This is a genomic window from Pedococcus sp. P5_B7 (assembly GCF_054049895.1).
This window is the reverse complement of record NZ_JBFULM010000004.1, coordinates 303132-327059: the sequence shown is the minus strand read 5'-3', so window position 1 is coordinate 327059 and position 23928 is coordinate 303132. Positions and strand designations below refer to the sequence as shown.

Below are 23928 nucleotides of genomic sequence, written 5' to 3'. Positions count from 1 at the left end.
GCGGGGCTGGGAGCCAGCCCCGCGGCATACCGATCAGGCTAGATCAGGACAGGGCCTTGATGGCGGTCTCGACCTTGGTCTGGATCTCGGTGGGCAGCGGCGCGTAGCCGATGCTCTCGAGGCCCTTCTGGGTCTCCGCGGAGGCGAAGTGCGTGAGGAACGCCTTGGTCAGGGCCGCCTTCTTGGCGTCCTTGGCCTTGGAGCAGACGATCTCGTAGGTGACCAGGAGGATCGGGTAGGCCCCGGCCTCCTTGGTGCTGTAGTCCAGCTTGAGGCGCAGGTCGTTGCCCTCGCCGTCGGCCTTGGCGGCCAGGACGGCCTTGCCGACCGACTCGGCGGTGAGCTCGACGGCGCCGCCACCGTTGTCGATCTGGGAGATGCCCAGGTTGTTGTCCTTGGCGTAGGACCACTCGGCGTAGGTGATGCCACCCTCGGTGGCCTTCACGGCACCGGCGACACCGTCGGACTTCTGCTTGCCCTCACCCTTGCCGGTCCAGGCCTTGCCCGGCTCGGCGGTCCAGGCGGCCGGAGCGGCAGCCTTGAGGTACTTGGTGAAGTTCTCGGTGGTGCCGGACTCGTCGGAGCGGAAGAAGACCTTGATCGGCTCGGACGGCAGGGTCACGCCGGAGTTCAGCGCGGCGATCGACTTGTCGTTCCAGGTGGTCACCTTGCCGTTGAAGATGTTGGCGGCGACCTCGGGGGTGAGGACGAGCTTGTCGACACCCTTGACGTTGTAGGCGACGGCGATCGGTCCGGTGACCATCGGCAGGTTCCACGCCGGGGAGCCGCAGTACGCCTTGGCGTCGTCGGCCTCGATCTTGCCGTCCTTCTCGGTGGTCTTGAGCGCCGAGTCGGAGCCGGCGAAGTCGACCTGGCCGGCGATGAACTGCTTGATGCCGGCACCCGAACCAGTCGGGTTGTAGTTGATCGTGGTGCCGTCGCAGGCGTCCTGGAACGACGCGATGGCTTCTTCGATGGCGTTCTTCTGAGCGGAGGAGCCCTCGGCGTTCAGGGTGCCGCCACCCTCGGGGCAGGCGGCGGAGCCGCTGGAGGTGCTCGAGCTCGACGAGTCGCCGGAGCCGGAGTTGTTGTCGGAGCCGCACGCGGTGAGCGCGAGGGAGCCGACCAGGGCCACGCTGGCCAGGAGGCCGATGCGCTGGATCTTCACGGTGTTCAAACCTCTCCACAGGGGAAATTGGGGTGCAACAGGGATCAGGGGTGGAAATCAGGGGCGGGCATTCGTACCCGACGCACCGAAGGTAGGCACGGAGAGTGACGCAGCGGCCCGTGGAGGGTGAACGCGCGGTGAACACCAGTCAGACATTCGACGTCGCTGCACCGTCGTCCGGGGATGCAGCGAGTGAACGACTGGTCAGCCGCTGGTCAGGAGGGCGGCAGGTGGCGCTCGACGGCGACGACCCGCGCCGCCTCGCCGCTGCCGACGAGATGGGCCACGAGCACCTCGCCCTTCGCCATCCTGTCGCGCGCTGCGGCCCGGAGGGAGTCGGCGGCGAGGTCGGCCTCGGGCTCCTCAGGGTCCACGAGCGCGAGCAGGGCCATGAGCAGCTCGGGCAGGACCGGGCCGTGGCTGCAGAGGGCGGAGGGGGTGCCCCGCTCGACCAGGCGCCCGAGGTGGCGTCCCGCGCGGGCCGGCTCCGCGGCATACCCCTCCTCGCTCAGGCCGTCCTTGGTGCGCAGGGACGCGCCGAGCTGCGCCGCGTAGGGGCGCAGGGTGTCGGTGCAGCGCAACGACGGTGAGCTCACCAACCGCCTGACTCCGTATGCCGCGAGCAGGGGTGCGATGCGCGCGGCCCGGCCGCGGCCGAGGTCGTCGAGAGGGCGCTGCTGGTCGTCCTCGGGCCACGAACCGCGGCCCACGGCATGGGCGTGCCGCACGAGGGCCACTGGCCAGGTCGTCAAGGTGCCGGCGTTGTCGGCCCGCACCAGCGCGCGGAGCTGGTCGCGGTCGCGGGCGTAGTCGAGCCGGTCCGAGGCGGCGACGACGTCGAGCCAGCGGACCTCGTCGATCTCGTTCTGGAGGGGGCCGGCCGGGCTGGTCGCCTCCGCGGCCCAGTAGCGGACCTCCTTGGTGGCCGGCTGGCCGGCGCCGTCGAGCACGGTGTACTCCGACCCCGGCAGCGGCCGCCCCAGGCCGACGGCCAAGGCCGTCTCCTCGTGCGTCTCGCGCACGGCCGCGACCGGCCAGTCCTCACCCGGGTCGAGCTTGCCCTTGGCCCACGACCAGTCGTCGTACTTGGGCCGGTGGACCAGCGCGACCTCGAGCTGGCCGCGACGGCGTCGCCACGGGACGGTGCCTGCGGCCGGGATCGGGGTCGTCAACGGCGACGGGCCTTGCGCCGGCGTTTGGCGTGCATGTCGATCATGGCGCTCTGCAGGTCGGCGAGCGGCTCGCCGTCCTCGGTCATGTTGACGCGCGTCCAGCGCCCGTCGCCGGTCAGCCGCCAGTGGGCGTAGTCGTCACTCATCCCCCGCGCGAGCAGGGACTGCAGGTCGGCGATGTGCTTCGGGTCCGCGATCCGGACCAGTGCCTCGACCCGGCGGTCGAGGTTGCGGTGCATCATGTCGGCGCTCCCGATGAAGACCTCGGGCGCGCCACCGCCGCCGAAGAGGAACACGCGGGAGTGCTCGAGGAAGCGGCCCAGCACCGAGTGGACCTCGATGTTCTCGGACAGCCCCTCGACGCCCGGGCGCAGGGCGCAGATGCCACGGACCCAGATGTCCACGTGGACCCCGGCCTGCGACGCGCGGTAGAGGGCGTCGATGAGCTGCTCGTCGACGATGGAGTTGACCTTGAGCTGGACGAGGCCACCGCGACCGGCCTCGGCGTGCTCGACCTCGGTATCGATCCGCTCGAGCAGCCCGGAGCGGACCGACCGGGGCGCCACGAGCAGACGCTTGAACCTGCTGCGCGGCGCGAAACCGGAGAGCTGGTTGAACAGCCGCGCGAGGTCCTCGCCCACCTGGGGATCCGACGTCAGCAGGCCGAAGTCCTCGTAGAGGCGGGCGGTCTTGCCGTTGTAGTTGCCGGTGCCGATGTGGCAGTAGCGGCGCAGGCTGCCGTCCTGCTCCTGGCGCACCACCATGCAGAGCTTGGCGTGGGTCTTGAGCCCGACCATGCCGTAGACCACGTGCACGCCGGCGTGCTCCAGCTTGCGGGCCCACGAGATGTTGTTCTTCTCGTCGAAGCGCGCCTTGATCTCGACGATCGCGAGCACCTGCTTGCCCGACTCGGCCGCGTCGATGAGGGCGTCGATGATGGGGGAGTCGCCACTCGTGCGGTAGAGGGTCTGCTTGATGGCCAGCACGTTGGGGTCGGTCGCTGCTTGCTCGATGAACGACTGCACCGACGTCGAGAACGAGTCGTAGGGGTGCTGCAGCAGCACGTCCTTGTCACGGACGATGGGCAGGATCTCCGAAGCCTTGGAGCTCTCGGCCGGGGCGAGGTCGGGGTGCATCTGGCCGCGGAACGGCGGGTACCTCAGGTCGGAGCGCTCGAGGTCGGCGACGAGGTTGAGGCCGCGCAGGTCGAGCGGGGCCGGCAGCCGGTAGACCTCGCTGTCGGTCACGCCGAGCTCGCGGACCAGCATGTCGAGCACGTGGTCGTCGATGGTCTCGTCCACCTCGAGGCGGACCGGCGGGCCGAACCGGCGTCGGGTCAGCTCCTTCTCCAGGGCGGTGAGCAGGTTCTCGGCGTCGTCCTCCTCGACCTCGAGGTCCTCGTTGCGGGTGACCCGGAAGGTGAAGTGCTCCCGCACGTCCATGCCCGGGAAGAGCATGTCGAGGTGGGCGGCGATGACGTCCTCGAGCGGCACGAACCGGGTGTTGAACAGGTCGGAGGTCGACGGTTCCCCGCTCTCGGGCTCGATGTGCAGCAGGCGCGGCAGCAGCGGCGGCACCTTGACGCGGGCGAAGTGCTCCTTGCCGGTCTTGGGGTTGACCAGCACCACGGCGAGGTTGAGCGACAGGCCGGAGATGTAGGGGAAGGGGTGTGCCGGGTCGACCGCCAGCGGAGTCAGCACCGGGAAGACCCGGTCGGCGAAGAGCTCGGAGTGCAGGGCCCGCTCGCCGTCGCTCAGCTCGTCCCAGCGGACGATGGAGATGCCCTCGTCCTCGAGCGCCGGCTGCACCTTGTCCTTGTAGACGGCGGTCTGCATGGCCTGCAGCTCGTGGGCGACGAGGGAGATCTGCTCCAGCACCTCACGCGGCTCCAGCCCGGAGGCCGAGCGGACCGCGAGCCCGGTGGCGATCCGCCGCTTGAGCCCCGCGACGCGGACCATGAAGAACTCGTCGAGGTTGGACGTGAAGATCGCCAGGAACCGCGCCCGCTCGAGCAGCGGGACGCTCTCGTCGGCGGCCAGCTGGAGGACCCGCTCGTTGAACTGCAGCCACGAGATCTCGCGGTCGAGGAACCGGTCTGCGGGGAGACCGCTGTCGTCCTGCCCGCCCGCGGCGTGGACGATCCGCATGAAGCGCCCGTTGGAGGCCCGCGGCTGCGCACTCGCGATCGAGATCTCGTGGCCGGCATCGTCGCCGTCGAAGATCTCGCCCTCGTCCGTCGGGTGGGTCGTCACAGTCATGCCGTCATCCTGACAGTGCTCGGTGAACGTGGTGTGAATCAAACAGCCTTCGCGTACATCACGTCCACCATGATGCTGCGGAAACCCAGCCCCGTGTAAGTGCGTATCGCTGCCTGGTTGTCACCGTCGACGTAGAGGACCACCTCGGGAAGGCCGAGCCCGGCCAGGTGGGCCAGCCCGAGGGCGGTCACCGGTCGCCCGAGACCGCGCCCTTGGTATGCCGGGTGCACCCCGACGACGTACACCTCACCTGCTGTCCGGGTCGGGTCGAGGGCGGATCGTTGGCCGGGGTCCACCTTGGTCCAGTGGAAGGCGGCCACCTCACCGGGAGAGCCGTCCGCCTCGACGAGGATGAAGCCGGCCGTGTCGAACCACGGCTGGGCCATCCGCTCCTCGAGGTCGGCGAGTGTCAGCCGGCCCTGCTCCGGGTGGTGGGCGAAGGCGGCGGCGTTGGTCGCCAGCCAGGCCTGCTCGTCCCGGCCGGGCTCGAAGGTGCGGGCGGTGAAGCTCTCGGGCAGCGCGGAGGCAGCCGGTTCGAGGTCGGCCGCCCCCAGGGGGCGGGCCATCTTGTGCAGCTCGCGCACCGCCTCCAGTCCGGCGCTCGCCGCCAGGGCCTGCGCCGCGGGCAGGTGGCCGTGTGCCCAGAACCTTGCCCCGGGAGCGGCCTCGAGCACCGCGTCGACCAACGCGCGCCCGGTGCCCTGCCTCCGGGCGGCCGGGTCGACGACGAGCTCGGCCGAGGCGTCAGGGTCGGTGGGGCCGTCCAGCTGGGCGTACCCGGTGAGCTGCCCCGCGGCATACCCGAGGAGGTGGCGGACCCGACCGCTCGGGGCGCCGAGGGAGAGAAGGGGCTGCTCGGACAACGGGCTGAGTCCGTCGGCGACGGTCGCTGCCGCCTGGATCTCGCGGACGCGGGCGACCTCGGTGGACGTCAGGGTGTCGGTGAGGCGGACGGGAGATAACGGCACGAAAAGCATTGGACCATGCATCTTCCCTCGGGGCCGATCCGCGGTTAGCGTGCACGGGTCCGGCTACCGCCGGTATCTCCTCCCGCACAAGGACGCATCCATGACCTTTTCCCGCACTCGGCGCATCTCCGGCGTCGTGGCGGTGGCTGCCCTCGCAGCCACCGGCGCAGCGTTCACCGGTGGCACCTCATCGGCAGCCTCCAACGGACCCATGATCGACATCCAGCTCCTGTCGTTCAACGACTTCCACGGCAACCTCGAGCCGCCGGCCGGCTCGAGCGGTCGGATCATCACCTCGGACACCTACACCGAGACGTCCACGACCAACCCGAACACTGGCGTCGTGACCTACACGGCCACGCCGCAGACGGTCAACGCCGGTGGCGTGGAGTACCTCGCCGGGCACCTGAAGGCCCTGCGTGCGGGTCACCCCTACACCGCGACCGTCGCCGCCGGTGACATCGTGGGTGCGTCCCCGCTGCTGTCGGCCGCGTTCCACGACGAGCCGAGCATCGAGGCGATGAACAGCCTCGGCCTCGACGTCACGGCCGTGGGCAACCACGAGTTCGACGAGGGCTACAAGGAGCTCCAGCGCCTGGCCGACGGCGGCTGCCTGCCTGACGGCAACGGCGCGGCCAACCAGGACTCCTGCCCCGGTGGCAAGAGCTTCTCGGGTGCGAACTTCCCGATCCTGGCCGCCAACGTGAAGTACAAGGCGACCGGCCAGACGATCCTCCCCGCCACCTGGGTCAAGAACTTCAAGGGCGCCAAGGTCGGCTTCATCGGCATGACGCTCAAGGACACCCCGAACATCGTGACCGCGTCCGGCATCGAGGGCCTGGAGTTCACCGACGAGGTGCAGACCGCGAACGCGCTCGTGCCGCAGCTCGAGGCGGAGGGTGTCAAGGCCATCGTCGTCCTCATCCACCAGGGTGGGGTGCCGGCGCGTACCGCCAGCACCGCGCACGTCACCGGCCTCGAGAACAAGTACGACTCCGCCTGCCCCGCGGGCACCAGCACCGGCCTCAACGCGCCGGCCAGCCCGATCATCCCGATCGCGCAGCAGCTCTCGCCGCAGATCGACGTGATCGTCAGCGGGCACACGCACACCCCCTACGTGTGCAGCATCCCCGACCCGGCCGGGCAGCCGCGCCTGGTCACCTCGGCCTCGTCGTTCGGGCGGCTCGTCACCGAGACCGACCTGACCTTCGACCGGCGCACCCAGGACATCGTGCGCAGCTCGGTCGCGGGCAGCAACGTCATCGTCACCCGTGACCCGCAGTTCAAGGACGCGGCGCAGACCAAGATCATCACGGACTACAAGCAGCTCATCGCGCCGGTCGCCAGCCGGGTCCTGGGCACCATCAGCACCGACATCACCACGGCCTCCAACTCCGGTGGCGAGTCCAAGCTCGGTGACCTGATCGCCGACGCCCAGCTCTCCGACCCGTCGGTCGTGACCAACGCCCAGGTCCCGACGATCGCCTTCATGAACCCGGGCGGCATCCGCACCAACCTGAACTACGCCACCTCCCCCTGGGGCGAGGCGCCGGGTGCGGTCACCTACGAGGAGGCGTTCTCGGTCCAGCCGTTCAACAACTACCTCGTCTCGATGACGCTGACCGGGGCCCAGATCAAGGAGATCCTGAAAGAGCAGTGGAACGGCGGCACGAAGACGTCGCCCAACACCATCGCGCGCCCGGTCATCCTCCAGGTGTCCAAGGGCTTCGCGTACAGCTACAGCGACGCCACCGGCAGCCGGGTCCTCGGCCCGGTCACGCTGAACGGCACCGCGATCAGCGACACGGCGAGCTACCGGATCGTGACGAACAACTTCGTCGCGGACGGTGGCGACGGCCTCCCCGGCTTCCGGGACGGCACCGGCCGGTTCTTCGGTGGGCTCGACATCGACGCCTTCGCGAACTACCTGCAGGCGAACTCGCCGTACAGCCCGGTGGCCGAGACCCGGATCACCAAGAACTGAGCCAACGACGTCGCGATCCGGTCGTAGTGACCCGGTCGTGGTGACCCTGTCGTGGTGACCCGGTCGTGGTGACCCGGTCGTCCTGACCGAGCCACCCGGCATACCACACAGAGAAGCCGCCCCTCCCGGACACGGGAGGGGCGGCTTCTCTCTGACGTCGTGGAGGGTTCAGGCGTTGGGGCGCAAGGACTTTCAGGCGTCGGCGCCGACCTCGTCGGCGTGGGCTTCCTCGGCCGGCACGAAGCGGTAGCCGACGTTGCGCACGGTGCCGATCAGCACCTCGTGCTCGGAGCCGAGCTTGGCCCGCAGCCGCCGCACGTGGACGTCGACGGTGCGCGTGCCCCCGTAGTAGTCGTAGCCCCAGACCTCCTGGAGGAGCTGGGCGCGGCTGAACACGCGACCCGGGTGCTGCGCCAGGTACTTGAGGAGCTCGAACTCCTTGTAGGTCAGGTCGAGCAGCCGGCCACGGACCCGGGCGGAGTAGGTCGCCTCGTCGATCGTGACCTCGCCCGAGGTGATCTGGACGTCCTCGGGCTCCTGGTTGTCCTGGAGCCGACCGGCGGCGAGCCGCAACCGGGCCTCGACCTCCGCCGGTCCGGCGGACTCGAGCAGGACCTCGTCGACGCCCCACTCGGCCGTGATGCCGGCCAGGCCACCCTCGGTGAGGATGGCGATCAGCGGGACTGACATGCCCGTGGCGCGCAGGACGCGACACAGCGAGCGGGCCACGGCGAGGTCGCGACGAGCGTCGAGCAGCACCGCGTCACACGGTGGTGCGTCGACCAGCGCGGTCGGCTCGGCGGGGATGATCCGCACGTGGTGGGTCAGCAGGCCCAGTGCTGGCAGCACCTCGGCGCTCGGCGCCAAGGCGTTGGTCAGCAGCAGCAGACGGGCCATGCCTTGAAAGGATACGGCTGCCGGGCCCCTGCGGGCGTGGTGAACACATGGTGAGACCCTTGTCTCACGAGAGGAGCGTGGGTATGCCGCGTGAGAACGAGGTCGCCTCGGTCACCGTCCGCTACTGGGCGGGTGCCAGGGCCGCAGCAGGCGTGGAGTCCGACGTGCTCCGGGGATGCCGGACGGTCGCGGACGCCGTGGCCGGCGTCGACGCCCTGCACCCCGGCCTGGCCGCGGTCACCGCCGTCAGCACCCTGCTCCTCGACGGACGTGCGACGCACCGCGACCACGACCTCCCGGACGGGTCGGTGCTGGAGGTCCTGCCTCCCTTCGCCGGGGGGTGATGCGAGGATGCCCCTTGTGTCCGACGTCCCCGAGCAGGCTCCCAACCCTGCCGTCCCGCTGACCCGGCGAGAGCGCCGAGCCCACGCGCAGACCGCGAAGCCGGCCCTCCCGCGCCGCGCCCTGGTGGCCCGTCCGCTGTCGATCGCGGCGACCATCGCCTTCGCGGCGCTGGTCGCGCTGACCGGCTACGCCAGCCCCCGGTTCGTCGCCCTGGCCGTGGCGCTCGCCGGGTTCGTGCTGGCGTGGGGTTGGCCGCTGCTGCTGAGCCTGCCCAGCCCGCGCGGGACGACGGGGGTCCTCGCGATCGGCACGGTCCTGATGACCGGCACGACCCTGGTGACCAAGGACGACCCCTACCTGGAGTGGATGCCGGCCGCGCTCGCCGTGAGCGTGATCGTGGGCTTCCTGCACCAGCTGATGCGTCGCGACGGTCGGCCGCGTCTCACCGAGTCCGTGGCCGCCGTGACCTCGGGACTGGCGATCATCTCGGCCGGCACCGCCCTCGCCCCGATCCCGCACGTCCTGCAGGGTGAGCACGCCCTCGCCGCCACGATGGCCGGGCTCGGCGTCGGCGCCCTGGCCGACCCGTTCGTCTCGATCCCCCGCCTGCGGCAGTGGGCCCTGTTCATCGCCATGCTCCTCGGGGGCGGGGCGGCGGTCGTCGTCGCCGTGGTCGCCGGTGACCTGCTGGCCGGTCCGGCAGCCCTGCTCGGACTGCTCGCCGCCGCCATCTCGCACGCGGCTCGACGGGTACTGGCCCCCCTGCCGGCGACCGCGATGCCCCGAGCCCAGCTTGCTGCGGCTGCCACGTCGTCGCTGCTCATCGGCGTGGTGGCCTACGCCGTGGTGACCTCCCCCTGGTTCACCCCCTGACCCATCCGGCACTTCTGGCCACCGGTGTCGCCAGCGAACCGTGATTCGGGCCGTCCGTGCCCGATGGGTGGCCAGAAGTCGGAGTGGGGAGGGGTCAGTAGACGAGCGCCTGGGCGCCGTCGGCGGTGACTTCCTCCACGAAGGCTGCTGCGCCGCGGATGACCACCCCGTCGACGAGATCGGCCCCGGTGAGGTCCCGGCGGGCCGCGCACTGCCCGCACACCGTCACCCTGCCCGCCGCGAGGACCGCGTCGCGCAGGTCGGCCAGGTCGGCGGCGTGCGCGAGCTCGACCTGCTCGGCCCGGCCCGGCACTGCCATCCACGAGGCCTCGCCGGTGAGCCACAGGCTGACCCGCACCCCGCTGGCCACGGCGGTCGCCGCGACGGTGAACGCCTGGTTGAGCCGTTCGAGCGACTCGGTGCCACAGGTGACCTTGACGACGAGCGCGCGGGAAGCAGTCATGTCGCACAGGCTACGATCTGGCGGGTGCACACGTTCTACATCTCCCTGCTCGCCCTGACGGCCGTGGTGATCACCTGGTTCGCGGGATTCGTCGTCTACCGCCTGGTCAAGACGCCCCGCTGATGCAGTTCACCCTCGATCCCGACCTCCCCCGCGAGCTCGCCCCCCTGGCCTGGCTGATCGGCCGCTGGGAGGGCGCCGGCGTGGTCGGATACCCCACCATCGAGTCGGCCAACTTCGGGCAGGAGCTGGTCGTGTCGCACGACGGGCGTCCGTTCCTCGAGTGGCACAGCCGCACCTGGCTGCTCGACGACGCCGGCGAGAAGGTGCGCCCCCTGGCGACCGAGCTGGGCTTCTGGCGACCGTTCGAGGACGGTGAGGTCGAGCTGCTGCTCACCCACCCGACCGGGATCGTGGAGCTCTACTACGGCAAGGCCGAGCCCGCCAAGATCGAGCTCCGCACCGATGGCGTCCTGCGCAGCCCCCACGCCAAGGAGTACAACGCCGCGAGCCGTCTCTACGGCCTGGTCAACTCGAACCTGATGTGGGCCATGGACATGGCCGCCGTCGGTCAGCCCCTGCAGAGCCACCTCTCGGCCGAGCTCAAGCGCGTCGGCTAGGGCCGTCCCCATGGCGCCGACCCCTGGGCGGGTCCTGACGGTCTGCACCGGCAACATCTGCCGCTCGCCGTTCCTCGAGCGCGCGCTGCAGGCCGAGCTCGACCGCTCGTGGGGGCGCGGCGAGATCGAGGTCGCCAGCGGTGGCACCGGGGCCCTGGCAGGCCATCCCATGGAGCACCAGGCGCGGACGCTCCTGGAAGCCCAGGGGTATGCCGCGGACGGCTTCGTCGCACGCGACCTCACGACCATGATGGTCGCCGACGCAGACCTCGTGCTCACCGCCACCCGAGCCCACCGTGGCACGGTGATGACGTTGCACCCCAAGGCAGTTCGCTACACCTTCACCTTCCGGGAATTCGCCCACCTCGCGTCAGGGTTGACCGACGACGAGCTGCGGGGAGACGGGGGCGACCAGCCTCGGGACCACGTGGCCCGGGTGGTGACGCTGGCCGCCGGACAGCGGGGCATGGGTGCTCCGCTCGCCGACGCCGATGTGGTCGACCCCTACCGCCGTCCTGTCCAGGTCTTCCAGGAGATGACCGCGCAGATCATGGCCTCGCTGCCCGCCGTCGTGCGCGCGCTCGCCAAGCCCTGAAACCCCGGCGCTACGGCGTGTTCGTCTTGTCCTTGTAGGTGGCCATCGCGTCGTTCTGCAGGGCCTCGCCCAGCGCCTTCATCCCGGGCTCGTCGACGACGTCGATCGACGCGCCGCCCGGCGACGTGCCGAAACCGGTGAAGGGGGCCGTCACGAAGGCGATGTCCTTGCCACGCAGGTTGCGCATGGAGATGGCCTCGCTGCGCATGTCGGCCACGCTGAACCCGTTGTCGACGGTGAGGTTCGCCGTGCCGGCGTCGACGAACTGCGCCAGCTTCACGGGGTTCGTCAGCACGTCCTTGCTCAGCGACTTGAGCATCAGCGCCTTGATGAAGGCCTGCTGGCGTCGACCGCGGGAGATGTCGCCCTCGCTGAGCTGCTTGCGCTCCCGGACGAAGGCCAGGGCCGCCTCACCATCCATCTGGTTGTAGCCCTTGTGGAAGGCGTAGCCGCGGCTGTTGCTGGCCTCTTCGGCGTAGACGTTCACCCCGCCGACGGCGTCGGTCATGTTCTTGAAGCCCTCGAAGTCGACGAGTGCGACGTGGTCGATCGGGACCCCGACGAGGTCCTGCAGCGTGCGCACGAGCAGCGGGGAGCCGCCGTAGGCGAAGGCCGCGTTGATCTTGTCCTTGCCGTGCCCCGGCACCGACACCCAGAGGTCGCGGGGGAAGTGCACGAGCGTCACGGACTTGCGGTCGTCGGCGATGTGCATGATGACGATGACGTCGGACCGTGCCCCGGCCAGTCCCGAGCGGGCGTCCGAACCGATGACCAGGATGTTCTGGGCCTCCTTGGCCGCAGGCTTCCTGGTCGGGGCGTCCGACGCGCCGTCCACCCCGGGGGTGGGGAGCAGCGCGTCGTGCTTCACGTTCTTGCTGACCGTGTGGTTCAGGAAGAGCACGTATGCCGCGGCGCCGCCGACGACCAGCAGCAAGACCAGCGCCACGGTGAAGGCCAGGGCACGGCGCAGGCGGCGTCGCTTCCTCGGCTCGCCCTGGGCGACGTCGTGGGTGGCTTCGAGTTGGTCTGGCACCCGGACAGTGTAGGGATCGTCGATGGGTGATCGGCGCAGGACCGTACTCTGGGGTGGTGCAGGACGTCGGCGAGCGGTTGCGGGCAGAGGGACGTCGGATGACGCCCCAGCGCCAGCGGGTGCTCGACGCCGTGGCGCGACTGGGCCACGCGACTCCCGAGGACGTCGTCGCGGGAGTCGCCGGCGACGGCGGCCAGGCGCTCGCACCCTCGACCGTCTACCGCGCCCTCGAGGCCCTCGAGTCGCTGGGGATCGTCGGGCACACCCACCTCGACCACCGCGCGCCGAGCTACCACCTCGCCGACCACGCCACCCACATCCACCTCGTGTGCCGGACCTGCGGCACGGTGCAGGAGTGCCCCAAGGAATACGCCGAGGGCTTCGCGGGGAATGTTCTGGCCGGCTCGGGCTTTGTTGCTGACGTGACACACATGGCGATCCACGGAGAGTGCAGCACATGCGCGACGCGCTAGGGACGACGACCGACCCGGGTGCGCCCGAGGTCGCTCGGTCGGTGCTGCTCGACCGACCGGGCGCCGTCGAGGGTGACGGCCCGGACGCGGGGGTCGCGGCGCACTACGGCGACCCGCTCCGAGAGCAGCGCCTGATCACCGAGGGGCTCGCGGTCGTCGACCTCTCCCACCGGGGCGTCGTCACCGTCACCGGACCCGACCGGCTCTCGTGGTTGCACTCCATCACCAGCCAGCAGCTGACTGGGCTGCCCCCTCGCGAGTCGCGCGAGGCCCTGGTGCTGACGCCCAAGGGGCACGTCGAGCACGACCTCCACCTCGTCGACGACGGCGAGACCACCTGGATCACCACCGAGTCCGGTCAGTCCGCAGCCCTCACGACGTGGCTCGAGTCGATGCGGTTCATGCTCCGGGTCGAGGTCGCCGACGTGACGTCCGACTGGGCGGCCCTCGGTGAGCCCTCGGCGGCCGAGTCCCAGCCGGGGGAGCCCCTCGCGTGGCGCGACCCGTGGCCCGACCTGGTCGGTGACACCGCGGCATACGGACCGGTCGAAGGGCACCCGGCACTCGGGCGCGCGTGGCGCGAGGTGCTGGTGCCGCGCGCCACCCTCGCCGCGGCGGTCGGTGACCGCGACCTGGCCGGCACGTGGGCCAGCGAGGCGCTGCGCGTCGAGGCCTGGCGCCCTCGCTTCGGGTTCGAGACCGACCACCGCACCATCGCCCACGAGGTCGACTGGCTCCGCACCGCCGTGCACCTGCACAAGGGCTGCTACCGCGGGCAGGAGACCGTCGCGCGGGTGCACAACCTCGGGCGCCCGCCGCGGCGCCTCGTGTTCCTCCACCTCGACGGGTCCGGGCACACGCTCCCCGAGCGTGGTTCGGCCGTGCTGGCAGGGGACCGGCCGGTGGGTCAGCTGACCTCCGTGGCCCGGCACTTCGAGGACGGTCCGATCGGCCTCGCCCTGGTCAAGCGCAACACCCCCGTCGACGAGGTCCTCGATGTCGCAGGTGTGAGCGCGAGCCAGGTCGTGGTCGTCGCTCCCTAGCCGCACCGACCCCGCTCGGTGCGGCCGCAGGCGGCTGCCATGATGTCGGCCATGGCTCCTTCGCAAGGCTCCGTCACCGGCACCCTCATCACCGTCGCGCCCACGGGTGCAGAGCTGGCCAAGGCGGACTTCCCGCAGCTGCCGACCACCCTCGACGAGCTGGTCGAGACCGCGGTCGCCTGCGAGGCCGCGGGCGCCGCGATGATCCACCTGCACATCCGCGACGGTGAGCACCGCCCGACGCTGGACCACGGTCACCTCAAGGCCGCGGTGGATGCCTTGCGGGAGAAGACCTCGCTCATCATCCAGCTGTCGACCGGGGGCAGCGTGCACGACCCGCTCGACCAGCGGCTGACCGTTCTGGACGCGGAGCCCGACTCCTGCAGCCTGACCTGCGGCACGACCAACTTCGGCGACGACGTCTTCCTCAACCCCTACGGGTTCATGTCCGACCTCTACGTCCAGGCGCAGGAGCGCGAGGTGGTTCCGGAGTTCGAGCTCTTCGACCTCGGGCACGTGGCGTCGCTGGCCCGGCTCGTCGACACGCACGGCCTGCCCTTCGGGGGCAAGGTCCACGTCGACTTCGTCACCGGCGTCCCGGGAGGTATGCCGGGCACGCCGGCCGCGCTGCTCGCCGGTGTCGCGATGCTGCCGCCGGAGGTCACCTCGTGGTCGGCCACGGGCATCGGTCGCAGCCACCTCCCCGTGGCCGCCGCCGCGCTCGCCGCGGGTGGGCACCTGCGGGTCGGGATGGAGGACAACGTCGTCTACGCGCGAGGTGTGCCGGTCGAGCACAACTCCCAGTTCGTGGAACGGGCGGCCCACCTGGCCGAGGTGATGCAGCGCCCGGCGCTGTCCACTGCCGACGCGCGCACCATGCTCGGCGTCAAGGACCGCGGCTGACCTCCCCCTTGGACCGCGCGTTTATCGGGTTTAGGGACATTGTTGCGCTTCACCCGAATTCGTTCCGGGGTGAAGCGCACCTTTATCGGGTAACCCGATAAAGGGCGCCGCAACCCCGGATGTATGCCGTGTGATGGGGAACACGCTGCCTTGAGTTTGCATTTTGCTAACTAAAGCAAGCACACTGGGGGCATGAGCCGAATTCCGTTGGGGCCGCTGGGCGGCAACAACCTGGGCGACTACCTGCGTGAGCAGCGTCAGTCCGCCCGGCTCTCGCTGCGCCAGCTCTCCGAGCTGGCCGGTGTGTCCAACCCCTACCTGTCCCAGATCGAGCGCGGCTTGAAGAAGCCCAGCGCGGAGATCCTCCAGCAGCTCGCCAAGGGCCTCGAGGTTTCCGCGGAGTCGCTCTACGTCCGGGCCGGGATCCTCGACGAGCGCCACGGCGATGCTCCGGCGTCGCAGGGTGCAGCGCCCGACACCAGGGCCGTCATCGGCGCCGACCCGCAGCTCACCGACCGCCAGAAGGCAGCGCTCCTCGACATCTACGACTCGTTCGTGGGCACCGAGGCCGCGCCGGCCGGGAAGCGATCGACCACCCGACAGTCACCCCCCAAGACCCCTCGCAACAAAGGAGCATGACATGGCATTCGTTGCCGACATCCGCAAGAACGTCATCGACACCACCCCCGTGTTCGCCGCCGTCGGCCTGACCGACCTCGCGGTCGAGAAGGTCCGCGACGCCCGCGTCAAGGCCACCGCGGTGCGCATCGACCTCGACGCCAGCAAGCTCCAGGCCAAGGCCCAGGCGCGCGTGACCGATGCTGCCGAGCAGGCGCAGGAGCTCCCGGCCCTCGCCCTCAACCGTGGCCTCGAGATCGCCGGCAAGGCGCAGGAGACCTACGAGACCGTCGCCGCCCGTGGCGAGAAGCTCGTGAAGCGCGTCCGCACCCAGAAGTCGACCAAGGACCTGCTCGCGCAGGCCGAGGCCACCTTCGCCCTGGGCAAGGGTGCCGTCACGACGGTGCGCAAGTCCGCCAACGAGATCCAGCGCTCTGCCAAGGCGACGCTCACCACCGGCCGCAAGCAGGCCGTCGTCGCTGCCGACGCGATCGCCGACTCCGTCGCCGTGGAGGCCACCGAGGCCACCGCGACCGTCACCAAGGCCGCCGCCGCGACCCGCACCTCCGCCAAGCGCACCGCGACGACCACCAGGAAGTCGGCCGCCGCGACCAAGTCCGCCACCAAGGGCGCGACCACCAGCGCGAAGAAGACCGCCACCGCCACCAAGAAGGCCAGCACCGCTGCCGCCAAGAAGGTCGGCGCCTGACGCTTCGCCCCCACGCCATTCGGCCCTCTCCCGTGCACCGGGAGGGGGCCGTTTGCTTGCCGGGGGTAGGCGGCTTCACCCTGGTTGCGTGCGCTTCACCCGACAAGGGTTCTCGGGGGGAGCGCACCTTTGTCCCCAGACCCGATAAAGGTGGGGCAGCAGAGGGGAGGGTGGGTCGGTGGCTAGGCTCGGACGGTGAGCACGCCGCATACCCAGACCCCTCCCGCCCTCGACCAGGCCCCGGTCCTCGCGCACTACGTGCGGGGTGGCTTCGTGGAGTCGGCCCACCGTGCCTCGGTGGTCGCGACCGCGCCGGATGGGAGCCACCTGCTCGCGCTCGGCGCCGTCGACGACCCGATCTTCCCGAGGTCGTCCAACAAGCCGGTCCAGACGCTGGCGATGGTGCGAGCGGGACTGCGGATGCCGCCCGCCCACCTCGCGCTCGCGTCGGCCAGCCACTCGGGCGAGGACTTCCACGTGGCCGCAGTGCGCGAGATGCTCGCCTCCGTCGGGCTGACCGAGGCAGCCCTCCAGAACACGCCGGACTACCCCGTGAACGAGGAGGCCCGCGAGGCGGTGCTGCGCGCCGGCGGCGGCAAGCTCCCGATCACGCAGAACTGCTCCGGCAAGCACGCCGCGATGCTGGCCACGTGCGTCGTCAACGACTGGGACACCGCGACCTACCGCGACCCGGCCCACCCCCTCCAGCAGGCCATCTCCCAGACCCTGGCCGAGCTCACCGGTGACGAGATCACGGCAGTCGCGATCGACGGCTGCGGTGCGCCGGTCATGGCGGTGACCCTGGCCGGCCTCGCCCGCGCGTTCGGCCGGATGGCCGCCGCGGAGCCGGGCACGCACGAAGCGGAGGTCGCCGACGCGATCCGCAGCAACCCGGCATACCTCGGCGGCACCGGGCGCGACGTCACGGCCCTCGTCGAGGCGACGCCCGGGCTGATCGCCAAGGACGGCGCCGAGTCGGTGTATGCCGTGGGGCTGGCCGACGGGCGCGGCATCGCCGTCAAGGTCGCCGACGGCTACCCGCGGGCGAAGCCGGTCATCCTCGCGGCTGCCCTGCGGCGCCTCGGGGTCGAGTCGCCGGCGCTCGCGCAGCTCGAGCACTCCCCGGTGCTGGGCCACGGCGAACCCGTCGGCGCGATCGTCGCCGTCAACCTCTGAGCCACGGTGCGTGCCGTCCTGCAGCGCGTGACCAGCGCCTCGGTCACCGTCGAGGGTGAGGTCGTCGGGTCGATCGACCGCCCCGGCCTGCTCGCGCTGGTCGGGGTGACCCACGACGACGGGCCTGACCAGGTCGAGGCGCTCGCCCGCAAGATCGGCGACCTGCGGATCCTGCGCGACGAACGGTCCGTGGTCGACGAGGGCGCCCCTGTGCTCGTGGTCAGCCAGTTCACCCTGTACGCCGACACGCGCAAGGGGAGGCGGCCGTCGTGGGGCGCCGCAGCACCGGGCCCGGTCGCGGAGCCGCTGGTCGATGCCGTCGTGGCGGCGCTTCGTGGTCGGGGGATCGAGGTCGCGACGGGTCGGTTCGGGGCCATGATGGAGGTCACGCTCGTCAACGACGGTCCGGTCACCCTGCTCGTCGACGTCTGACCGTCCCGCGGTCTGCTGACCCTTAGGCTGTCCTCATGTTCAACGGACTGTTCACCGCCCAGGGCATCGTCACCCTGCTGCTGGGGCTCGCCGCCTTCGCTGCCGAGGTGTTCGCGCTCGTCGACTGCGTGCGACACCGTCCGGACGCGTTCGTCGCGGCAGGCAAGCGCACGAAGCAGTTCTGGTCGGTCGTCCTCGGGATCGCCGTCCTGCTCGGTTTCGTGTCGGTCGGGAGCCAGCTGACCTTCTCCATCGGCCTGATCGCCGTCGTGGCGGCCGGCATCTACCTCGCCGACGTGCGTCCGGCGCTCCGCCAGGTCAGCGGTGGCCGCGGTGGGGGCCAGCACATGGGACCGTACGGACCGTGGTGACCCTGGTGACCGTGGTGACCCCTGGACGCGGCGCCGGCCAGGCGGGGGTGTCAGACATGACCAGGGTGTCAGGCAGGACAAGGGGAAGCGCATGACAGAGGGCAAGCCGTGACCGAGATCGCCGACCCGCGCGACGGGATCTTCACCCAGCACCGACCCTGGGGGCAGTTCCAGCAGCTCGCGTCCAACGAGCGGGTCACCGTCAAGATCATCACGGTCGAGCCGGGTCACCGCCTGTCGCTGCAGACCCACGACCACCGGGGCGAGTTCTGGCAGGTGCTCGACGGGCCGATCGTGGTGACGGTCGGCGACCGCACCTGGACCGCGCAACCCGGTGAGACCGTCTGGGTGCCGTGTCACGCCGTGCACCGGATGGCCAACCAGGGCGAGCAGGCCGGCCGCCTGCTGGAGATCGCCTACGGCGACTTCGACGAGGCCGACATCGTCCGCCTCGAGGACGACTACGCCCGCGACGCCTGACGCGCCCTGACGCGCCCTGACGCGCCCTGACGGGGCGGCCGTCGCTGCCGAGCTGTCCTCCCTCACCTCTGCTGGCAGAAGCTCAGTCAGCAGAGGTCAGGTCGCGGGGGCGACGGCCGACCAGTCGACGGTGACCTCGCCCAGTCGCCACCGGGCGGGCCCGTCGGCGACCGGCCAGCCCTCGGCGCGGACCGTCTCGACGGCGGCCAGGAAGCGCTGTCGGACCCCGAAGCTGGCCTGGTGCGCGGCCCGGAGCCAAGCGTCGTCCAGCGCTCGCAACCAGTCGTGCACGGCCTCGCCCTCGACGTTGCGGTGGATCAGTGACTTGGGCAGCCGCTCGGCGATGTCGGACGGTCGATCCAGCCCGCGCAGCCGCCAGGACAGGCTGAGGGACACCGGGCCAGACCGGTCGACGGCGATCCACGCGCTGCGCCGACCGAGCTCGTCGCAGGTGCCGTCGACGAGCAGCCCGTCGGGGGTCAGTCGTTGCTGCACGGTGGCCCAGGCCTGGGCAACCTCGGACTCGTCGTACTGCCGCAGCACGTTGAAGGCCCTGACCACGGTGGCCTGTCGCCCGTCCAGCGGCACCTCGAAACCGCCGAGCCGAAAGGACAGTCCCTCGCGTTCGAGTGGCCTGCCGAGGGCGACGCGATTGGGCTCGATCTCGATGCCCACGACTTCGACGTCGCGCCGGACCCGCGTGAGCCGGTCGTGCAGCTCGACCGCCGTCACGGGCGAGGCGCCGTAGCCGAGGTCGACCACGATGGGCGGCTGTCCCGGCCGCCGGAGCCGCCACGCCTGGGGGCCGGCCAGCCAGCGGTCGACCCGCCGGAGCCGGTTGGGGTTGGTGGTGCCGCGGGTGATGGTGCCCACGGGGCGCTGCCGAGCCACGCCCGAAGCCTAGGGCCCGCAGTTGTGGCCGCTGGTGCCTCACCGGACCCGGCGATCTGGCGGTCCGTGCAGCACAGGTGGCCACAAGTGGGGGAGGTGTCAGGCCACGCGTCCGCGACGGTCTGTACGGTGTACAGTAGACTGTACGGTGTACAGTAGCCGCATGTCACCCCCTGCGCCGAAAAAACCTTCGACGCGCCGCGGGTTCAGCACCGAGCAGGTGGCCCTGACGGCCTTGCGGGTGCTGGACGAGCGAGGCGCGGCCGGGCTGTCCGTGCGCTCCGTGGCCACCGAGCTGGGCATCAACCCCAATGCGCTGTACACCTACGTGCGCAGCCGTGAGGACCTCGAACGCCTGGTCGTCGAGTCGGTGCTGGCCGAGGTCCCGCCCCGATCGAGCCGTGGGACCTGGCAGTCGAGGATCCGGGGGCTGTGCCTCGACGTGCACACGGCCCTGGTGCGGCACCCGGGGGCCGCCCAGCTGTTCATGAACGCGCCGATGGACGGGCCGCAGGCGATGGAGCTCGGCGAAGGGCTCCTCCGCGAGCTGACCAAGGCAGGCCTGCCGCCGGCGCAGGCCAGCCGCGCGGCATACACCTTGATCGTCCAGGTGATCGGCTTCGCCGCCCTGGCCATGGCCGAGACCGACGGGACCGTGCCGCTCACGCCCGAGGCCGAACGGATCGCCGGACGGCGCGCGGGCCTGGAGTTCGTGCCGGCCGAGACGCACCCGCTTACCGCGGCCACCCGCGACACCGCGGCCGCCTGGGTGGGGGAGGCGCAGCTGCGCTGGTCGGTGGACCGGCTCCTTGACGGCTTCGCCGCCCTGGTGGACGCGCCATGACGCCGGCGACACCCGCGACACCGGGGTCGCCGACATCGACGGCGTCGACCCCCAGGTCATCGAGGCCGAGGTGGCCGGAGCTGCGGTGGCGCGAGCGGGACATCAGCCGCAGCATGGTCGCGCTCGTGGCCTCGCTGGCCGCACTGGCCGCACTGGGCCTGGCCACCAGCGTCCCGGGCTGGATCGGCCATGAGGAGGGCTTCGTCGACGTGCCACCCGGCCTGCTCAAGGTGGAGGACGACGCCAAGGGCGTGGCCACCCTGGGTGGCGGCGTGGTGGTGTCGCTCTACTCCGACGGCCTGCGGGTCAGCCGCGACAACACGTTGCTGCTGCAGACGGTCATCGGGGGATCGATGCTGTCCGCGGTCGAGGGGAGCGCCACGACCGGCGGCGACGGGCGCACCCAGGAACGGGTGACCCACCAGTTCGACAACGTGAGCATCACCGACCTGGCCTTCCTGCCCGGGCGCGCGACGTACTACGGCACGGTCGGCGACGGGTCGCGCACCCTGCCACTGACCCTGCGCATCGAGGCCGGCGGTGGCGTGATCCGGGTCGGCGCCTCCGTCGACGGTGCCGACGGGGTCGTCTGGCACCTCAACCGCGAGCCGCTCACCGTCGGCATCCGGCCCGGCCTGCCGGCGGTGAACCTGCGCAAGACCGCCAACTGGGTCGACCCCGCCACCCTCGAGGGTCGCGCGGTCTTCTCCACCCTCCTCGGCACCGATGTGGGGGTCGGTCCCCAGCGGGTGGCCCGTGGCGTGGACATCCGCGAGGAAGGGCGCACCGACATCCACGTGTGGACCGGCGGGTGCTTCCTCACCGTCTCCTCGCAGGCGCGCCCGGCACCGACCTCCACCTCGTAGCCACCCGGGGACGCGTGGCAGACTCGCGACATGGGCTGCTGCGAACGCATCGACCGCGTCGCGATGCTCAGTGTCCACACCTCGCCGCTGGAGCAGCCGGGCACCGGTGACGCGGGGGGCATGAACGTCTACGTCGTCGAGGTGGCCCACCAGCTGGCCAAGCGCGGGGTCGAGGTCGAGATCTTCACCCGCACCACGACCGCGGACCTCCCGCCGACCGTCGACATGGAGCCCGGGGTCACGGTGCGCCACGTGACCGCCGGGCCGTACGAAGGCCTCGGCAAGGACGACCTGCCGGGCCAGCTCTGCGCCTTCGCTGCCGGCGTCATGCGCACCGGCGCGCACGAGCCGGAGGGCCACTACAGCCTGGTCCACTCGCACTACTGGCTCTCGGGGCAGGTCGGGTGGCTTGCCGCCGACCGGTGGCAGGTCCCGCTCGTGCACACCATGCACACCATGGCCCGGGTGAAGAACCAGCACCTCGCCGAGGGCGACACCCCCGAACCCCCCGGCCGCGAGATCGGTGAGGTCCAGGTCGTGGAGGCGGCGGACCGCCTCATCGCCAACACCCTGGGTGAGCGCAACGAGCTGATCGACCTGTATGCCGCGGAGCCCGACAAGGTGGTCGTGGTGCCTCCCGGGGTGGACCTGTCGCTGTTCTCCCCCGGGGACCCGCGCGCGGCCCGTGCGGCGGTCGGGCTGCCGCAGGACGCCAAGGTGCTGCTCTTCGTCGGTCGGATCCAGCCGCTCAAGGCGCCCGAGGTGCTGGTCAAAGCGGCTGCAGAGCTCCTCGGTCGTCACCCCCACTGGGCCGGCGAGCTCGTCGTCGCCGTGATCGGCGGCCCGTCGGGGTCGGGCCTCGCCCACCCGCGCGGGCTCGAGGAGCTCGCCGAAGGGCTCGGCATCAGCGCGCAGGTGCGCTTCGTGCCGCCGGTCCCGCGGGCCCAGCTGGCCGACTGGTATCGGGCCGCGGACCTCGTCGCGGTGCCCTCGCACTCGGAGTCGTTCGGGCTGGTCGCCGTCGAGGCGCAGGCCTGCGGCACCCCCGTCGTGGCGGCCGATGTGGGCGGGCTGCCCACGGCGGTCGGCGATGCCGGCGTGCTCGTCGACGGGCACGACCCCCACGTCTGGTCGCTGGCCCTCGAAGCCCTGCTGGTCGACCCGCAACAGCGAGAAGCCTTGAGCCGCAGGGCGATCGAGCATGCTGCCCTCTTCGGGTGGGACCGCACGACCGAACGCCTCTATGAGGTCTACGTCGAGGCGTGTCGGGCCCGCGCCTTCACGAAGGACGCGCCCTCACCCAACGGCTCACTGGCCGGCGTCCCCGCTGCGGTGGTCCCGTGACCACGCCGACCGGGCCGACCACGCCGACCGGGCTGGCCGCGCCGACCGGGCTGGCCGAGGTCGTCGAGGAGTTCCTCGCCGAGGCGGAGATCGAGTGGGAGGCGGGGGCCCGTGCCGGCGAGTTCGTCGTGACCCTGCCCGGGGAGAAGAAGCTCAAGACGGTCGTGTCGCTCGTCGCTGGTGCCGACGCCCTGTCGGTGTCGGCCTTCGTCATGCGCAACCCCGACGAGAACCACGAGACCTTCTACCGCTACCTGCTGCGCAAGAACCTGCGCCTGCCCGGTCTCGCCTACTCGGTCGACAAGGCCGGCGATGTCTACGTGACCGGACGCGTTCCCGCGACCGGTGTCGACGCGGCATACCTCGACCAGGTGCTGGGGGTCGTGCTGGAGGCCGCGGACGCCCACTTCAACGAGCTGCTGGCGATCGGGTTCCTGACGAGCATGAAGAAGGAGTGGGACTGGCGGGTGTCGCGCGGGGAGTCGCTGCGCAACCTCGAGGCGTTCCGCTCGATCCTCCAGCGCGACGGCGACCCAGCAGCCGGGCCAATGGGCTGACGACGCCAGCTGAACGCCCGCCGACCCGGCCGCCGCACGCTCGCTAGGCTGGCGCCATGGCTTACACGCTGATCCTGCTCCGTCACGGGCACTCCGACTGGAACGCCAAGAACCTCTTCACCGGGTGGGTCGACGTCGACCTCAACGACCAGGGACGTGAGGAAGCCGTCGACGGCGGAAAACTGTTGAAGGACAAGGGAGTCCTGCCGACGGTCGTGCACACCTCGGTGTTGCGCCGCGCGATCACGACCGCGAACCTCGCGCTCGACGCCGCCGACCGGCACTGGATCCCGGTGCGTCGCGACTGGCGGCTCAACGAGCGCCACTACGGCGCGCTGCAGGGCCTGGACAAGGCCGCGACCCGGGACAAGTACGGCGACGAGCAGTTCATGCTCTGGCGCCGGTCGTTCGACACCCCGCCACCGCCCATCGAGGTGGGGTCGGACTTCGACCAGAGCGGCGACCCGCGCTACGCCGGGATCGAGGTCCCGCGCACCGAGTGCCTCAAGGACGTCATCGTCCGGATGATGCCCTACTGGGAGGGCGCCATCCAGGACGACCTCAAGGCCGGCGAGACGGTGCTCGTCACGGCGCACGGCAACAGCCTGCGCGCCCTGGTCAAGCACCTCGACGGCATCAGCGACGAGGACATCGCTGCCCTCAACATCCCCACCGGCCAGCCGCTGGTCTACACGCTGGGTGACGACTTCATGCCGACCGAGCCGGCGCAGTACCTCGACCCGGAGGCTGCCGCCGAGGCCGCCGCCGCAGTCGCCAACCAGGGCCGGTAACCCTGCACGCGGTGGTGCGCTGGGACGCAGAGAGGCCCGGGTGCCGCCCCCGCG

Annotated in this window: 27 protein-coding genes; 19 read left to right on the top strand and 8 right to left on the bottom strand. The window is 71.0% G+C overall.

Annotated features, from left to right (window positions below; all coding sequences use genetic code 11):
* Positions 1–43: 43 nt before the first annotated feature.
* From pstS to mshD, 4 genes are all read right to left on the bottom strand, one after another.
* The gene (gene pstS / locus ACXJKD_RS12200; RefSeq protein WP_457254841.1) at positions 44–1168 is read right to left on the bottom strand and encodes a phosphate ABC transporter substrate-binding protein PstS; all 1125 of its coding nucleotides are present in this window, start codon (positions 1166–1168) and stop codon (positions 44–46) included.
* Between the two features lie 215 nt (positions 1169–1383).
* On the bottom strand, positions 1384–2340 hold the full coding sequence (locus ACXJKD_RS12195; RefSeq protein WP_457254839.1) for an NUDIX hydrolase: 957 nt from the start codon (positions 2338–2340) through the stop codon (positions 1384–1386).
* Positions 2337–4598 carry an RNA degradosome polyphosphate kinase gene (locus tag ACXJKD_RS12190; protein WP_457254838.1) on the bottom strand — a complete coding sequence of 754 codons (2262 nt, stop codon included), beginning with the start codon at positions 4596–4598 and terminating at the stop codon, positions 2337–2339. The genes ACXJKD_RS12195 and ACXJKD_RS12190 overlap by 4 nt, the downstream gene beginning before the upstream one ends.
* Positions 4599–4636: 38 nt before the next feature.
* On the bottom strand, positions 4637–5566 hold the full coding sequence (gene mshD, locus ACXJKD_RS12185; protein WP_457254836.1) for a mycothiol synthase: 930 nt from the start codon (positions 5564–5566) through the stop codon (positions 4637–4639).
* A gap of 100 nt (positions 5567–5666) precedes the next feature.
* On the opposite strand from mshD, the gene ACXJKD_RS12180 reads away from it, so the two are divergent.
* Positions 5667–7550, top strand: coding sequence for a bifunctional metallophosphatase/5'-nucleotidase (locus ACXJKD_RS12180; RefSeq protein ID WP_457254835.1), 1884 nt, complete (start codon positions 5667–5669; stop codon positions 7548–7550).
* Positions 7551–7742: 192 nt separating this feature from the next.
* Here ACXJKD_RS12180 and ACXJKD_RS12175 read toward each other — a convergent pair whose 3' ends face one another.
* On the bottom strand, positions 7743–8447 hold the full coding sequence (locus ACXJKD_RS12175) for a winged helix-turn-helix transcriptional regulator (protein ID WP_457254834.1): 705 nt from the start codon (positions 8445–8447) through the stop codon (positions 7743–7745).
* A gap of 83 nt (positions 8448–8530) precedes the next feature.
* Between ACXJKD_RS12175 and ACXJKD_RS12170 the strand changes: the two genes are divergently transcribed.
* Both ACXJKD_RS12170 and ACXJKD_RS12165 read left to right on the top strand, forming a co-directional pair.
* Positions 8531–8791: a MoaD/ThiS family protein gene (locus tag ACXJKD_RS12170; RefSeq protein ID WP_457254833.1), complete on the top strand. Its 261-nt coding sequence runs from the start codon at positions 8531–8533 to the stop codon at positions 8789–8791.
* 16 nt (positions 8792–8807) lie between these two features.
* Positions 8808–9665 (top strand): hypothetical protein, encoded by an 858-nt coding sequence (locus ACXJKD_RS12165; protein WP_457254831.1) that lies wholly within the window; start codon positions 8808–8810, stop codon positions 9663–9665.
* A gap of 94 nt (positions 9666–9759) precedes the next feature.
* Here ACXJKD_RS12165 and ACXJKD_RS12160 read toward each other — a convergent pair whose 3' ends face one another.
* The gene (locus tag ACXJKD_RS12160; protein WP_457254830.1) at positions 9760–10128 is read right to left on the bottom strand and encodes a DsrE family protein; all 369 of its coding nucleotides are present in this window, start codon (positions 10126–10128) and stop codon (positions 9760–9762) included.
* Between the two features lie 122 nt (positions 10129–10250).
* On the opposite strand from ACXJKD_RS12160, the gene ACXJKD_RS12155 reads away from it, so the two are divergent.
* Positions 10251–10748 carry an FABP family protein gene (locus ACXJKD_RS12155; protein ID WP_056922072.1) on the top strand — a complete coding sequence of 166 codons (498 nt, stop codon included), beginning with the start codon at positions 10251–10253 and terminating at the stop codon, positions 10746–10748.
* A gap of 10 nt (positions 10749–10758) precedes the next feature.
* A complete protein-coding gene (locus tag ACXJKD_RS12150; protein WP_457254829.1) occupies positions 10759–11343 on the top strand; it encodes an arsenate reductase/protein-tyrosine-phosphatase family protein in 585 nt (194 codons plus the stop codon).
* A gap of 10 nt (positions 11344–11353) precedes the next feature.
* Here the strand turns inward: ACXJKD_RS12150 and ACXJKD_RS12145 are convergent, their stop codons facing one another.
* A complete protein-coding gene (locus ACXJKD_RS12145; RefSeq protein WP_457254828.1) occupies positions 11354–12376 on the bottom strand; it encodes an LCP family protein in 1023 nt (340 codons plus the stop codon).
* Between the two features lie 56 nt (positions 12377–12432).
* Between ACXJKD_RS12145 and ACXJKD_RS12140 the strand changes: the two genes are divergently transcribed.
* The 9 genes from ACXJKD_RS12140 (at position 12433) to ACXJKD_RS12100 (ending at position 18581) form a co-directional block, all read left to right on the top strand.
* Entirely contained in the window at positions 12433–12849 is a 417-nt protein-coding gene (locus ACXJKD_RS12140) for a Fur family transcriptional regulator (protein ID WP_457254827.1), read from the top strand.
* Complete coding sequence (ygfZ, locus tag ACXJKD_RS12135; protein ID WP_457254826.1) at positions 12834–13892, top strand: CAF17-like 4Fe-4S cluster assembly/insertion protein YgfZ; 1059 nt, start codon at positions 12834–12836, stop codon at positions 13890–13892. The genes ACXJKD_RS12140 and ygfZ overlap by 16 nt, the downstream gene beginning before the upstream one ends.
* Before the next feature lie 51 nt (positions 13893–13943).
* Entirely contained in the window at positions 13944–14795 is an 852-nt protein-coding gene (locus ACXJKD_RS12130; RefSeq protein ID WP_457254825.1) for a 3-keto-5-aminohexanoate cleavage protein, read from the top strand.
* Positions 14796–14987: 192 nt separating this feature from the next.
* Entirely contained in the window at positions 14988–15434 is a 447-nt protein-coding gene (locus ACXJKD_RS12125; protein ID WP_457254823.1) for a helix-turn-helix domain-containing protein, read from the top strand.
* 1 nt (position 15435) lies between these two features.
* Positions 15436–16122, top strand: coding sequence for a hypothetical protein (locus ACXJKD_RS12120; RefSeq protein ID WP_457254822.1), 687 nt, complete (start codon positions 15436–15438; stop codon positions 16120–16122).
* A gap of 195 nt (positions 16123–16317) precedes the next feature.
* Entirely contained in the window at positions 16318–17298 is a 981-nt protein-coding gene (locus ACXJKD_RS12115; protein ID WP_457254821.1) for an asparaginase, read from the top strand.
* A gap of 6 nt (positions 17299–17304) precedes the next feature.
* Positions 17305–17730: a D-aminoacyl-tRNA deacylase gene (gene dtd / locus ACXJKD_RS12110; protein WP_457254820.1), complete on the top strand. Its 426-nt coding sequence runs from the start codon at positions 17305–17307 to the stop codon at positions 17728–17730.
* Between the two features lie 35 nt (positions 17731–17765).
* Positions 17766–18101, top strand: coding sequence for a DUF2516 family protein (locus tag ACXJKD_RS12105; protein WP_457254819.1), 336 nt, complete (start codon positions 17766–17768; stop codon positions 18099–18101).
* A gap of 108 nt (positions 18102–18209) precedes the next feature.
* Positions 18210–18581: a phosphomannose isomerase type II C-terminal cupin domain gene (locus tag ACXJKD_RS12100; RefSeq protein WP_457254818.1), complete on the top strand. Its 372-nt coding sequence runs from the start codon at positions 18210–18212 to the stop codon at positions 18579–18581.
* Between the two features lie 96 nt (positions 18582–18677).
* Here ACXJKD_RS12100 and ACXJKD_RS12095 read toward each other — a convergent pair whose 3' ends face one another.
* The gene (locus ACXJKD_RS12095) at positions 18678–19472 is read right to left on the bottom strand and encodes a class I SAM-dependent methyltransferase (RefSeq protein ID WP_457254817.1); all 795 of its coding nucleotides are present in this window, start codon (positions 19470–19472) and stop codon (positions 18678–18680) included.
* Between the two features lie 163 nt (positions 19473–19635).
* Here ACXJKD_RS12095 and ACXJKD_RS12090 point away from each other — a divergent pair, with 163 nt between their 5' ends.
* From ACXJKD_RS12090 to ACXJKD_RS12070, 5 genes are all read left to right on the top strand, one after another.
* A complete protein-coding gene (locus ACXJKD_RS12090; protein WP_457254816.1) occupies positions 19636–20316 on the top strand; it encodes a TetR/AcrR family transcriptional regulator C-terminal domain-containing protein in 681 nt (226 codons plus the stop codon).
* A gap of 113 nt (positions 20317–20429) precedes the next feature.
* Positions 20430–21182 carry a hypothetical protein gene (locus ACXJKD_RS12085; RefSeq protein ID WP_457254815.1) on the top strand — a complete coding sequence of 251 codons (753 nt, stop codon included), beginning with the start codon at positions 20430–20432 and terminating at the stop codon, positions 21180–21182.
* A gap of 30 nt (positions 21183–21212) precedes the next feature.
* Positions 21213–22526, top strand: a complete 1314-nt coding sequence (gene mshA, locus ACXJKD_RS12080) for a D-inositol-3-phosphate glycosyltransferase (RefSeq protein WP_457254813.1) — start codon at positions 21213–21215, stop codon at positions 22524–22526.
* A 32-nt stretch (positions 22527–22558) separates the two neighbouring features.
* Complete coding sequence (locus ACXJKD_RS12075) at positions 22559–23083, top strand: YbjN domain-containing protein (RefSeq protein WP_457254860.1); 525 nt, start codon at positions 22559–22561, stop codon at positions 23081–23083.
* A 56-nt stretch (positions 23084–23139) separates the two neighbouring features.
* Positions 23140–23874 (top strand): phosphoglyceromutase, encoded by a 735-nt coding sequence (locus ACXJKD_RS12070; RefSeq protein ID WP_457254811.1) that lies wholly within the window; start codon positions 23140–23142, stop codon positions 23872–23874.
* Positions 23875–23928: the final 54 nt, after the last annotated feature.